Raw genomic sequence first — 13,450 nt, 5'->3', positions numbered from 1 at the left:
ATTGAGTAGCGGAGTATCTGTTCTGACAGCGCAGCTAATGCTGATGCCAGAACAGATACTCCGCTACTCAATTACTCTCTTATGCTTCCAGCGGCGGTGCGTCCAGAGGTAATCGGCCGGAAACTCCCGGATGTCATGCTCCAGTTGGCGCACAAAGGCTTCCGTTATGGGAAAATCATTGGCAGGCAATGGCGCGTCACCATCGTAGAGCTCTGTAAGCACAATCTGGTAGTAGCCGCGCCGTAGCCGACGGATGCTCACGTACACCACCGGGCAATGAAAACGGGCCGCCAGCCGGTCGGCGCTGGTGTAGAAGCCGGAATCCTGGTGCATAAACTCGGTCCAGTAGGGCCGGTCCTCGGGGCCAGCGGCCTGGTCAGACAGCAAGCTCACTACCCGCACTTCGCCCCGGCGCTGCAGCATGTTGCGGAGCGTATCCCGCATCGGAATCAGCCCTGCTCCCGTGCGGGTGCGCAGCTGATACATAAACCGTTCGAAAAACGGATTACTCAGCGGCTTGTACACGCCATCGGCATGGGCTGACAGCCACACGGCCCCGGAAGTCAGCACCCATTCCCAGTTGGCCGAGTGCGACGACAAACCCAGCACGGTGCGGCCCTGCGCAAAATGGCGCTCCATCACCTCGGGGTTGCTGAACCAAACTCGCTTCTTCAGCTCGGCGGCGGGCATCACCACCAGCTTCAGCGTTTCCACCATCACCTCCGCAAAATGCCGGTAGAAGTTCTTGGCTACGCGCTGGATTTCTGCTTCCGGCTTCTCTGGAAAGGAGTTGCGCAGATTGGTGAGCACCACATTGCGCCGGTAGCGCACCACGTAGGCCAGCAGCAGATAGATGCCGTCGGCCAGCACATACAGCACGGGCATCGGTAGGTGAGCAAGGCCGCGCAGCAGCCAGTTCAGGGGGCGGTAGTACCAGGGATAGGGCTTGGGCAACAAGTCAGGCATGCCCCAAAGTTAACGGGCCGGGCCCGCACCAGCCGGCGCGTAGTCATCGGCCTCCCGCCGCACGGGGGCAGTTTGCGAGGCAACCAGCTGATTTTTAGCATTGCGTACTTCCACCGTAAGTGTATAGTCGCCGGTAGGCAGCTTGCGCAAATCCAGCTCGCCCAGCACCGGGGCCGGGCGCCCGGCCTGGCCCCGCACGGCCCCGGTTACGGCCAGCGCATCGGTTTTGGCGGCCGCTTTGCGCAGGCGGTAACGAAGCACCAGCGGCTGGTCGGCCGCTACGTTATAAAGCTCCGCATACAGCCAGAGCCGGTCGGCGCCACGGGCATAGAAGCCGCCAGGGGCCCGTGTGAGGCTGTAGCCGGAGCGGCTGAAATTGCTGGCGTCGGCGCCGCGGGCCGGGGCGCGGGCTAGCAGCACCACGTCACTGAGAATAGATTTTGTACCTGCCGAGGCCAGTACCAGCGGCTGCTCCACCAGACTTTGCTGTGCTTTTTGGTACTGGTCGCGCACGAGGCCCCGCAGCGTATACGTGCCATCGGGCAGCACAAGGCGCTTCTGAAAGCTCATCGGGTTCTTGATAACAGCCGTTGTGTCGCTGAGCACCGGAGGCTTGAGCGTAATGGTTTCCTGGTAGGCCGCCTGCCCGTCGGGCCGGATTATTTCCAGCGTTAATACCGCGGCTGCCTGGTACATTTTGGGCGCCCGCCGCATATAGCGCAGGCTTTTGCCCGATATGGTGGCATACACTTCCACCACTGTACCCTTCACCGCCACGTCTTCGTTGCGGAAGCGTGCTACATCGAGCTGGAGCATGGGCAGCGGGGCCGCCTTGCCAAGCGCGGAAACCAGCACAAAGAATAGCAGAGAAAAATAACGCATCATGTCAGATTGGCAAATGAAGGAGAAGTGTAGTCTGTGTACGGCACAACGCGTCCGGCGCCGTTGCCGGTTTCCGTGTAACCCCTGAAACTCGGCTGTATTGCTTTCCATTTTGGGTTTGCGGTATCCTTTTTCTGGACTTTCACGGGTGCTTACCTGCAACGCAGTACGCCGCCTCCAGGACACTAGCCGTATGACAGCTGCAGGACCTCTGTGTGCCTGTAGCGGCATTATCCGCCCGTATCGTGCTATGTTGGCACTTGCATTGTCGTTCTCATTTCCTGTTACCTGCTCATGCCTGCTGTATTATCCGAGTTGCCTTATCATCCCCCAATAGCCTTTTTCAGCCAGCTGCCGGGAGCTGATGCGCTCTGGCTGGAAGGCCAGGAGCACTACCGCAAACAAACCTACCGCAACCGCTGCCTGATACTTACGGCCCAGGGAATTCAGCCCCTGACGGTGCCCGTAGTGGATGGCAACCGCAGCGAGAAGGTAGCCATTACGGCCTTGGAAATTGATTATCGCCAGAACTGGATTCATCGACATTGGCGCACGCTCCAAACCGCATACAGCAGCTCGCCGTACTTCGAGTATTACGCCGATTACTTGCACGATATCTATCTGCAAAAGCCGCTGCTCTTGTTTGATCTGAACCTGCAGTTGCTGCGTTTCTACCTGCGTTGTTTGCGGCTGCGGCTGCCCGTTCACGTCACCAACCAGTACCTACCCCCTGCTTCCACTCACCCGTCATCTTCTCTCCCATCTGATCTGCTGGACCTGCGCGACCACCTGACACCGAAAGCATCTGCCAGCTCGGAACCTGACAGGACGTCGGGCCGGCCCTACCCGCAAACGTTTGGTAAAGATTTTGTACCGGGGCTCAGCATCTTAGACCTGCTATTTATGCAGGGACCGGCCGCCGGCAGTTTTCTCGCGTAGTGCCTACTGTCGCCCCCGAACCTTCGCCCGAGCCAATCTGTTTCAGATTATATCGGCCCAACCTGCACCAAGGCTTCGAATCCGGTTGCAGGGTACCATTTTTCTTCACTACCTTATCTGCATGGAAGCTAAATTCTCAAATCGAGTCAAGGAGGTCATCTCCCTGAGCCGGGAAGAGGCCATCCGGCTCGGGCACGACTATATCGGCACCGAACATCTGTTGCTGGGAATGATCCGCGAAGGGGAAGGCACGGCTATTGGACTGCTCAAGAAATTGGGTGTGTCGGTAGACGAGCTGAAATATGCCCTCGAGCAAGCCACCCGTAACACGGCCACGCAGGGTACGAGCATTACCGGCTCTATCCCGCTGACGAAGCAAACCGAGAAAGTTCTCAAAATCACCTACCTCGAAGCCAAAATCTTCAAGAGCGAGATTATCGGTACGGAGCATTTGCTGCTCTCGATTTTGCGCGATGAAGACAATATTTCGTCTCAAATCCTCAGCAAATTCAACGTGAACTACGAATCTGTCCGCGATTCGCTGGATTACCACGGTAACACGGCGAACAACCCCACCAACGGCCCCGAAGCCGACGACGACGACAACGACCGCCTCTTCGGGGGTGGGGCAGGCCGCGGCGGTGCCGGGGCAGGCGCCACGCCCAAGAAAGGCACCGAGAAGTCGCGCACGCCGGTGCTCGACAACTTCGGCCGCGACCTGACCAAGCTGGCCGAAGACGACAAGCTCGACCCCATTGTGGGCCGCGAGAAAGAGATTGAGCGTGTAGCCCAAATCTTGAGTCGCCGCAAAAAGAACAACCCGATTCTGATTGGTGAGCCCGGCGTTGGTAAAACGGCTATTGCCGAAGGCCTCGCCCTGCGCATCATCCAGAAAAAGGTATCGCGCGTGCTGTTCGGTAAGCGGGTGGTTACGCTGGATCTGGCGTCGCTGGTGGCGGGCACCAAATACCGCGGCCAGTTTGAGGAGCGCATGAAGGCCGTGATGAACGAGCTGGAGAAGTCGCCCGACGTTATCCTGTTCATCGACGAGCTGCACACGATTGTGGGTGCTGGTGGAGCCTCCGGCTCACTGGATGCCTCCAACATGTTCAAGCCGGCCCTGGCCCGCGGCGAAATCCAATGCATCGGTGCTACTACTCTCGATGAGTATCGTCAGTACATCGAGAAGGACGGCGCGCTGGCCCGTCGTTTCCAGATGGTCATGGTGGACCCCACCACGCCCGAGGAGACGATTGAAATCCTGCACAACATCAAGGACAAATACCAGGACCACCACCATGTGGTGTACACCGACAAGGCCATTGAGGCCTGCGTGAAGCTGTCGGACCGCTATATGTCCGACCGGTTCCTGCCCGACAAGGCTATCGACATTCTTGACGAGGCCGGTGCCCGCGTGCATATCAACAACATCGTGGTGCCCGAAGATATTCTCAAGCTCGAAGAGCAGATTGAGAACATCAAGGTGGAGAAAAACCGCGTGGTGAAAAGCCAGAAGTACGAAGAAGCTGCCAAGCTGCGCGACACGGAGAAGAAGCTTATTGATCAGCTCGAATCAGCCAAAAAGGACTGGGAAGAGGAGACCAAGAAGAAGCGCTACACCGTGAAGGAGGAGAATGTGGCCGAAGTAATTGCCATGATGACCGGCATCCCCGTTTCGCGCGTGGCGCAAAACGAAAGCTCCAAGCTCCTGAAAATGGGCGAAGAGCTGCAGGGCAAGGTTATCGGGCAGGACAAGGCCATCAAGCAGTTGGTAAAAGCCATCCAGCGCACCCGCGTGGGTTTGAAAGACCCCAAGAAGCCCATCGGTTCATTCGTGTTCCTGGGCCCAACAGGTGTGGGCAAGACGGAGCTGGCTAAAGTGCTGGCTACTTACCTCTTCGACAAGGAAGATTCGCTGGTGCGAATCGACATGTCGGAGTACATGGAGAAGTTCAGCGTATCGCGCCTGGTGGGCGCGCCTCCCGGCTACGTGGGCTACGAAGAGGGCGGCCAGCTGACGGAGAAAATCCGCCGCAAGCCGTACTCGGTGATTCTGCTCGACGAAATCGAGAAGGCTCACCCCGACGTGTACAACCTGCTGCTGCAGGTGCTGGACGATGGTATTCTGACCGACGGCCTGGGCCGCAAGGTGGACTTCCGCAACACCATCATCATCATGACCTCGAACATCGGGGCGCGTGATTTGCAGGACTTCGGTGCCGGTATCGGCTTCGGCACCAAAGCCCGCCAGGAGAACATGGACGAGCTGACGAAGGGCACCATCACCAACGCCCTGCGCAAAACCTTCTCGCCCGAGTTCCTCAACCGTTTGGACGATGTGATTGTCTTCAACTCGCTGGAGAAGAAGGACATCCACAAGATCATCGATATCAGCCTCAGCAAGCTGCTGAGCCGTATCCAGACGCTGGGCTACAAAGTGGAATTAACGGAAGCCGCTAAGGACTTCGTGGCCGAAAAAGGCTACGACCCAAAATACGGTGCCCGTCCGCTGAACCGCGCCATCCAGAAGTATATCGAAGACCCGATTGCCGAGGAAATCCTGAAGGCAGAAATTGCCCAAGGCGACGTCATTACGGCCGACTATACGGCCGGTGCCGAGGAGCTGGTTTTTGCGGTAAGCAAGAGTGGCGAGTCGATGAACCTCGCCAGCGACGAGCGGCCCGAGGAAGCGCCCGAGCCTACGGACGACGAGCCGAAAGACAACAAGAAGAAAGGCGAGTAATCGTTAGGGCTACGTAAGAAACGGCCGGTTCCTGTAAGGGAGCCGGCTGTTTTTGTTTGTGCCGTGCATCTACCTAGGAGGAGAGAAGCCGCCAAATTCTGGTGCAACTTTTCTTTACCGGTGCGTTACCTTTGGCCCACTGTCCTTACGTAGCCCACCAGACTTCCCACTCCCGCATGTCCGATCCGCACGCTGAAGCCCAACTAAGCAAATTCGAAATTCTTGCCCGCAAAAATGAGGAAGCCCTGCTTGGCGGCGGCCAGGCCCGCATCGACGCCCAGCATAAGAAAGGCAAGCTTACTGCCCGGGAGCGGATTGATCTGCTATTTGATGAAGGCTCGTTCGAGGAAATCGGCAAGTTTGTGATGCACCGCTCCAAGGACTTCGGTCTGGACAAGGAATACTACCTCGGCGACGGCGTCATTACGGGCTACGGTACCGTAAATGGTCGGCTGGTGTACGCCTTTTCGCAGGATTTCACGGTGTTTGGCGGCTCCTTGAGCGAAACCCACGCCGAGAAAATCGTAAAGATCATGGACCTGGCCATGAAAAACGGTGCACCCGTGCTTGGCCTCAACGACTCCGGCGGAGCCCGGATTCAGGAAGGCGTGGTGAGCCTCGGTGGATACGCCGATATCTTCTACAAAAACACGCTGGCTTCGGGCGTGGTGCCGCAGCTGTCGGCCATCATGGGGCCGTGCGCGGGCGGTGCGGTATATTCACCGGCCATCACCGACTTCATTTTGATGGTGGAGGATACGAGCTACATGTTCGTGACCGGCCCGAACGTAGTGAAAACCGTAACCCACGAAAACGTAACCAGCGAGGAGTTGGGCGGCGCCAGCACCCACTCGGCCAAGAGCGGCGTCACGCACTTCAGCTGCGCCAACGAGGTGGCCTGCATCAACCACCTCAAGCAGCTGCTGAGCTACATGCCCCAGAACTGTGAGGAAACGGCTCCGATGGTGCCTTACGAAGCCGGCCAGGACGAAACCCGCGCCGCGCTGGACACCATCATCCCCGAAAACCCCAACCAGCCTTACGATATGCGGGAGGTGATTGACGGCATCATCGACGCTGGCTCCTTCCTGGAAGTACACCAGAATTTTGCCGAGAATATCGTGGTAGGTTTTGCCCGCTTGGGTGGCCGTAGCATCGGAATTGTAGGCAACCAGCCGGCGGTACTGGCTGGCGTACTCGACATCAATGCCAGCACCAAAGCCGCCCGCTTCGTGCGGTTCTGCGACTCGTTCAATATCCCGCTGCTGGTGCTGGAGGACGTGCCCGGCTTCCTGCCCGGCACCGACCAGGAGTGGCGCGGCATCATCACCAACGGCGCCAAGCTGCTTTACGCTTTCTGCGAAGCCACTGTGCCGCGCATCACGGTCATCACGCGCAAAGCCTACGGCGGCGCATACGACGTAATGAACAGCAAGCACATCGGAGCCGACATGAACTACGCCTGGCCCACCGCCGAAATTGCCGTAATGGGCGCCAAGGGTGCGGCCGAAATCATCTTCAAGCGCGAAATTGCCCAGGCCGAGGACCCCGCCGCCAAGCTGCAGGAGAAGGTGGATGAGTACCAGCAGAAGTTCGCCACGCCGTACCGCGCCGCCCACCGCGGCTTCGTGGACGAGGTGATTCTGCCCTCGCAGACGCGCCAGAAACTGATTCGGGCCTTCAAGATGCTGGAAAACAAGGTGGACACGCTGCCCCGCAAAAAGCACGGCAACATTCCGCTGTAAGCTGATTCTATGCCTGTTTCCATTCGGCCATCTACCCTTGCGGATGCTCCGGCTATTCGGCAGCTCTACCAGCGCGTTTCGGCGGAAAGCGGCGGGCTGGCTCGGCGGCCTGAGGAAATTACTGACGAGTATGTGCAGCAGTTCCTAAGCAAAAGCCTTACAAAAGGGGTGGCATTGGTAGCAGAGCGTGACGGCAGCCTGGTAGCCGAAATCCACGTTTACAGCGCCGGCCTGCAGATTTTCGCTCACGTCCTCGGCGACCTGACCGTGGCCATTGATGCCTCAGCACAAGGCCGAGGGCTGGGGCAGCGGCTGTTTGAGGAATTGCTGGCTTGCGTGCAGGCAAAATATCCGCAGGTGCGCCGGGTGGAGCTGCTGGTGCGGGAAAGCAACGCCCGCGCCATTGCGCTGTACGAAAAGCTGGGTTTCCGCCAGGAAGGCCATTTTGAAGGCCGGGTTGCCGGTGCGCAAGGCCTGGAAGCCGACATTCCGATGGCGTGGCACGCGCCGGAGTCGGCAGCGGCCAATTAAACCATCAGGCTCTGCGTTTGTATTTTATCTTCTGATTCTTCATCCCATGCGTCCAGAAAGCTTCGACTTCCTCCAGAAATACCTCAACAACCCCTCTCCCACCGGCTTCGAGAAGGAAGGCCAGAAAATCTGGCTGGACTACATCCGGCCCTACATCGACGAGTATTTCGTAGACACTTACGGCACGGTGGTCGGCGTTATCAACCCCGAAGCCGAGTACAAAGTGGTGATTGAGGCCCACGCTGACGAAATCAGCTACTTCGTCAACTTCATCACTGAGTCGGGCTTTTTGTATTTGCGCCGCAACGGCGGCTCCGACCCGCTGGTGGCCCCCAGTAAGCGCGTGAACATTCACACGGCCAAAGGCATTGTGAAGGCCGTGTTTGGCTGGCCCGCCATCCATGTGCGCAAAGTAGAGCAGGACAAGGCTCCAACCATCGAAACGGTGTTTCTGGACTGCGGCGCTTCCAGCAAAGAGGAAGTGGAGCAGATGGGCATCCACGTCGGCTCGGTCGTCACGTTCGAGGATGAGTTCATGGTAATGAACGACAAGTTTTACGTGGGCCGCGCCCTTGATAACCGCGTGGGTGGCTTCATGATTGCCGAAGTGGCGCGCATGCTCAAGGAAAACGACAAGAAGCTACCTTTCGGCCTGTACATCGTGAATGCCGTGCAGGAGGAAATTGGGCTGCGCGGGGCCGAAATGGTGGCCCACCGCATCAAGCCCGACGTGGCCATCATTACGGACGTGACCCATGACACTCAGTCGCCGATGTATGAGAAGAAAACCAGCGGCGACATTTTCTGCGGCAAGGGCCCGGTAATCACCTACGGCCCGGCCGTGCAGAACAACCTGCGCGACCTGATCATTGAAACTGCCCAGAAGGCGGAAATTCCGTTCCAGCGGGCCGCCGCTACCCGCGCCACTGGCACCGATACCGATGCCTTTGCCTACTCCGGCTCCGGCGTGGCCTCAGCCTTGATTTCGCTGCCACTCAAGTACATGCACACCACCGTCGAGACCGTGCATCAGGACGACGTGGACAGCGTGACGCGTCTGATCTACGAAACGCTGCTGCGCATCGAGGACGGCCACGACTTCCGCTACTTCAACTAATCACGGATTTTTCGGATTAAGCGGATCAGTCGGATTCTGTGGACGATTGTAGCGCGAAGCTCTTGCTTCACGTATCGTTGCTGCCCTTTGCAACGGCCACTTTTACCGGTTGCGCAGTGGTTGTTCCACTGCTCCATTAGCAACCAGCAGAACCGCACCGTCTACGAAATCCTATCATTCCGTTTAATCCGAAAAAATCCGTGATTATCTCCGGCTTTACTATCATTCGCAACGCTGTCATCAACGATTATCCGGTAGTGGAAGCCATCCGCTCGATTCTGCCGGTAGTAGATGAAATGGTAGTCAGCATTGGCAACTGCGACGACGATACCGAGGGGCTGATTCGCAGCATCGATTCCCCTAAAATCCGCATTGTGCATTCGGTGTGGGACCCGGCCCTGAAAACCAACGGCACGGTGCTGGCCGTGGAAACCGACAAAGCCTTCCGCCAGATCCGCTCCGACGCCGACTGGGCCTTCTACATCCAGGCCGATGAAGTAGTGCACGAGCAATACCACGCCGCCATCCGGGCCGCCGCTGAGCAGCACTTACCTAATAAACGGGTGGAAGGCTTGCTGTTCAACTACGCCCATTTCTATGGCACCTTCGACTACGTGGGTGACAGCCGCCGCTGGTACGCCCGTGAGGTGCGCATCATCCGCAACGATGCCGACATCCGCTCCTACAAGGACGCGCAGGGCTTCCGGCGCGCCAACGGCGAAAAGCTCCGGGTGAAGCCCGCCAACGCCTTTGTGTACCACTACGGCTGGGTGAAAAATCCGAAGCAGATGCTCACCAAGATGAAAAATCTGGGCCGCTTCTGGGACGGCGACAAAAGCCCCGACGAGCACCCGCTGGCCGCCGCCGACGTGTTCAATTTCGATGATTACGACTCGCTGGAGGTGTTCAAAGGCACCCATCCGGCCGTGATGCAGCCGCGCGTAGCGGCCCAGAACTGGCAGGTGCAGATTGATGTCAGCAAGAAGCGCTTCAACAAGCCCCGGTACCGGCTGATGTATTGGGTGGAAAAGCTGACCGGCAAGCGGTTCTTCGAATTCCGCAATTTCCGGCTGCTGTAAGGAGTGCTTTTCTTATGAATCTGCCGCCTCTTTTTCCGCCGCTCACTGTCACGGACCAGATGGACCGGCAGGTAGCCGTACCGTTTCCGCCGCGCCGAATTGTGTCGTTGGTACCGTCGCAGACCGAGCTGCTGTTTGCGCTGGGACTGGGCAGGCAGGTGGTTGGCGTCACGAAGTTTTGCGTGCATCCGGCGGAGGCCCGGCAGACAGCCACCATCATTGGGGGCACCAAAAACTTCGATTTCGAAAAGATTGCCGAGCTGAAGCCCGACCTCATACTAGGTAACAAGGAAGAGAATTATCAGGAAGGTATCGAGCTGCTTGCAGCGCAGTTTCCGGTTTGGCTGAGCGATATTAACAGTCTGGCGGAAGCGCTGGACATGGTTCGGCGCGTGGGCTTCATTTGCGGCCGTAAGGAAGCAGCTGAGACAATGGCCGCGCAGATTGCCGCGTCTTTCCAGCAGCTGCCGAAACCAGCAGAGCTGGTGCCCGCGGCTTATTTTATCTGGCGCAAGCCTTACATGGTTGCGGCCGCCAACACCTTCATCGACGAGATGCTGGAGCGGGCTGGGTTTCGCAACGTGTTCAGGCACTTAGCCCGCTACCCCGAAATTACGCCGGAGCAGCTGCTAGCGGCCGCACCCCGGCAGATTCTGCTGTCCTCAGAGCCCTACCCTTTCGGAGAGAAGCATATTACCGAATTCCGGGCGCTTTGCCCGCAGGCAGAAATTCGTATTGTCCATGGGGAGCTGTTCAGCTGGTATGGTAGCCGGCTGCTGGAATCAGCGGCCTATTTTCAGAAGCTGCAGACGTCTGCGTAGTGCATTAGCTCAGATACATGTTAGCTATTTGACGCAAAAAGCCCGGGCTGCTACCAGTTGAGCAGTCCGGGCTTCTTAATTGGGAGGCAGCAGCTTAATTAGTCACTTCAAACCCGGCCTTTTCCAGCTCTTTCCAGAACTGCGGGTACGACTTGCGCACCACCTGCGGAGCCTCAATGGTAAGAGGCCCGAGCAAGGCCAATGGCGCAAAGGCCATAGCCATACGGTGGTCATGGTAGGTGGCTACGGTCTGGCCATTCACCCGGAACCCATCGGTGCTGACGCGGAAGTGGCCTTCGGTTTCTTCTGTGAGGTAAGCGCCGAAGTTGGCCAGCTCTGTTTGCAGCGCAAAAATTCGGTCGGTTTCCTTGATGCGCAAACTTTCCAGCCCGCTCATCAGCACCGATACATGTAGCGCGGCCGCCACTACAGCCACGGTTTGGGCTAGGTCGGGGCAGTCAGTGAAGTCCTGGGCGAAAGGAGTGAGCGTGCCGGTTTGAGTGAGGCGCACGCCGTCCTGCACATACTCAGTAGCTACACCCAGCTTCTCCATGATGCTCACAATGGCCTGGTCGCCCTGCCAGGAGTAGCGGCGCAGGCCGGGCAGCGTCAGCCAGGAACCCGCCGGCGCCAGCGCCACCATAGCGTACCAGTAGCTTGCCGCCGACCAGTCCGACTCGATGCAGTAGTCGGTGGGCTGGTAGCGGCCGGGGCGGGCTTCCACCACCGTGCCCAGGTCGCGGCAATCGGCCCCAAAATGCTGCATCAGCGCCAGCGTCATGCGGATGTAAGGCCGCGAGCCGACTTTGCCGGTGAGGCGCACCCGCAGGCCGTGCGGCAGCGTAGGCCCCACCATCAGCAGCGCCGAGATATACTGGCTGCTGATATCGCCACGCACCGACAGTTCGGTAAGGTCCTGGGCATCGGAAGCCAGCGCAGGTGTTTTCCAACCGCTCAGTTGCAGCGGCGGGTAGCCTTCTTGGCCGGTATACTCAATGGTGGCGCCTAACTGCCGCAGGGCATCTACCAGCACAGCGATTGGGCGCTCCAGCATGCGGGCTGTGCCCGTCAGATGCGTGTGGCGGCCTGTAGCGGCCAGGTAACCGGTCAGGAAGCGCATCACGGTACCGGCGTCTTCGGCATTGAACTCGGTAGCCTCGGGGTTGAGCAGCAGACGCTGCATCAGCTGAGTGTCGTTGGCGTCGGAAAGATTGGAAAGCGTGCCGCCATCTGCCAGTGCCTGCAGAATCAGGGCGCGGTTGCTTTCGCTTTTAGAGGCCGGCAGGTGCGCCGTGCCCCGTAGCGGCTGGCTGGCCCGGGTGAGAGTGAGGGAAGAGTCGATGATGAGACTAGCTGTGCTTTCGGGCTGGTGCCCGGAGCGTTGTGAAAAACTGAATGGCCACGGCCGCAGAGGCCCGCAGGTGGCAGGCCGGCACAAATTTAGTCCCGGATTACGGACTGCGGCTTCATCAACCGGCAAGACGCCTGTGTTTCACCTGCCCTACCCTCTCTCTGCCCCCTACAGCCGGTGGTAGTAGCGCAACGATTCGGCCACTTCGTGCAGCGTAATTGGCTGGTCGTACACACCTCGCCCGATGCCTTCCAGGAGCGTGCAGTTGATGGTAGCGCCCGAATTTTTCTTGTCCTGCAAGGCATACTCAGCAATGGCTTCCGTTTCCAAGCTTACGAACTGCACCTTTTCAAACACTGAAAACAGAAAAGTTTCTATCTGGTCCAGCTCAGTGGCAGTCAGCAGGCCGCGCTGCACGCTCAGCCACGCCTCGCAGACCATACCGGCCGCTACCGCCTCGCCGTGCAGTATTTCGCGGCCTGGCTGCGTCAGCAAATAGCTTTCCAGAGAATGGCCTACAGTGTGGCCGAAATTGAGCAGCTTGCGGGGGCCAGCTTCCAGAGGGTCTTGGGCCACGATGCGGCGCTTGAGCGCTACTGAAGCTTCAATAGTAGCCGTCCAGTCTTCCACGAATATACCGGTGCGCCGCTGCTCCTCGAAGGCTGTTGCATCCGCAATCAGGCTGTGTTTCACAATTTCGGCGTAGCCTGATTTCAGCTGGCGCGGGTCGAGGGTCTGCAGAAAACGGGGCTCAATGAAGACACCGGCCGGCTCCTGAAACACACCCAACTGGTTTTTGAAACCCAGGAAATCGACGCCGGTTTTGCCGCCTACGCTGGCGTCTACCTGCGCCAACAGAGTCGTGGGTACTTGTATAAACTGGATACCGCGCTTATAAAGCGCCGCGCAGAATCCTCCCAAATCGGTGATGACGCCGCCCCCCAGGTTCAGCAGCACAGCAAACCGGTCGGCGCGGTTTTCAGTGAGTGTACTCCACACGGTTTCGCACGAAGCCAGAGTTTTAGCTTCCTCACCGGCCGGCAGCTCCAATACCGTCTGCTGCTCAGGCAGATACGGCAGCAGCAAGGGGTAACACAAGCGGCCGGTGTTGGCATCAGTGAGCACAAAAACCTGGCTTATAGCCGGCCGACGCAGCATTTCCGCTAATTCTGGCAGGGCATTTGCTCCAATCTGCAGGATTTCGTTCAATTTAAACTGGCTTTAAGAAAACTTAATATCGGGACTCGTTGCATAAAATGCAGAAAATGATTAGCAT

11 protein-coding genes are annotated in these 13,450 nt (G+C 58.3%); 7 read left to right on the top strand and 4 right to left on the bottom strand.

Annotation, left to right across the window (positions count from 1 at the left end; translation table 11 throughout):
* Positions 1-63 precede the first annotated feature (63 nt).
* Entirely contained in the window at positions 64-966 is a 903-nt protein-coding gene (locus H8B14_RS07135; RefSeq protein ID WP_261989928.1) for a lysophospholipid acyltransferase family protein, read from the bottom strand.
* 9 nt (positions 967-975) lie between these two features.
* Entirely contained in the window at positions 976-1,851 is an 876-nt protein-coding gene (locus tag H8B14_RS07130) for a hypothetical protein (protein WP_187314926.1), read from the bottom strand.
* A 291-nt stretch (positions 1,852-2,142) separates the two neighbouring features.
* On the opposite strand from H8B14_RS07130, the gene H8B14_RS07125 reads away from it, so the two are divergent.
* The 7 genes from H8B14_RS07125 (at position 2,143) to H8B14_RS07095 (ending at position 10,823) form a co-directional block, all read left to right on the top strand.
* Positions 2,143-2,787, top strand: a complete 645-nt coding sequence (locus H8B14_RS07125) for a WbqC family protein (protein ID WP_187314925.1) — start codon at positions 2,143-2,145, stop codon at positions 2,785-2,787.
* 121 nt (positions 2,788-2,908) lie between these two features.
* Positions 2,909-5,530, top strand: a complete 2,622-nt coding sequence (locus H8B14_RS07120; RefSeq protein WP_187314924.1) for an ATP-dependent Clp protease ATP-binding subunit — start codon at positions 2,909-2,911, stop codon at positions 5,528-5,530.
* Positions 5,531-5,706: 176 nt separating this feature from the next.
* Positions 5,707-7,275 carry an acyl-CoA carboxylase subunit beta gene (locus H8B14_RS07115; RefSeq protein WP_187314923.1) on the top strand — a complete coding sequence of 523 codons (1,569 nt, stop codon included), beginning with the start codon at positions 5,707-5,709 and terminating at the stop codon, positions 7,273-7,275.
* A 9-nt stretch (positions 7,276-7,284) separates the two neighbouring features.
* Positions 7,285-7,806 carry a GNAT family N-acetyltransferase gene (locus H8B14_RS07110; RefSeq protein ID WP_187314922.1) on the top strand — a complete coding sequence of 174 codons (522 nt, stop codon included), beginning with the start codon at positions 7,285-7,287 and terminating at the stop codon, positions 7,804-7,806.
* A 46-nt stretch (positions 7,807-7,852) separates the two neighbouring features.
* Positions 7,853-8,923 (top strand): M42 family metallopeptidase, encoded by a 1,071-nt coding sequence (locus H8B14_RS07105; RefSeq protein ID WP_187314921.1) that lies wholly within the window; start codon positions 7,853-7,855, stop codon positions 8,921-8,923.
* 200 nt (positions 8,924-9,123) lie between these two features.
* Positions 9,124-10,002, top strand: coding sequence for a glycosyltransferase family protein (locus H8B14_RS07100; protein WP_187314920.1), 879 nt, complete (start codon positions 9,124-9,126; stop codon positions 10,000-10,002).
* A gap of 14 nt (positions 10,003-10,016) precedes the next feature.
* On the top strand, positions 10,017-10,823 hold the full coding sequence (locus H8B14_RS07095) for an ABC transporter substrate-binding protein (RefSeq protein WP_187314919.1): 807 nt from the start codon (positions 10,017-10,019) through the stop codon (positions 10,821-10,823).
* Between the two features lie 94 nt (positions 10,824-10,917).
* On the opposite strand, the gene H8B14_RS07090 is transcribed toward H8B14_RS07095, so the two are convergent.
* Together H8B14_RS07090 and aroB are read right to left on the bottom strand one after the other, a co-directional pair.
* On the bottom strand, positions 10,918-12,261 hold the full coding sequence (locus tag H8B14_RS07090) for a 3-phosphoshikimate 1-carboxyvinyltransferase (RefSeq protein WP_261989927.1): 1,344 nt from the start codon (positions 12,259-12,261) through the stop codon (positions 10,918-10,920).
* An 81-nt stretch (positions 12,262-12,342) separates the two neighbouring features.
* A complete protein-coding gene (aroB, locus tag H8B14_RS07085; protein WP_187314918.1) occupies positions 12,343-13,383 on the bottom strand; it encodes a 3-dehydroquinate synthase in 1,041 nt (346 codons plus the stop codon).
* Positions 13,384-13,450: the final 67 nt, after the last annotated feature.

This window comes from Hymenobacter puniceus (assembly GCF_014333525.1).
Classification (GTDB): Bacteria; Bacteroidota; Bacteroidia; order Cytophagales; family Hymenobacteraceae; genus Hymenobacter.
This window is presented reverse-complemented; position numbering and strand designations above follow the sequence as displayed.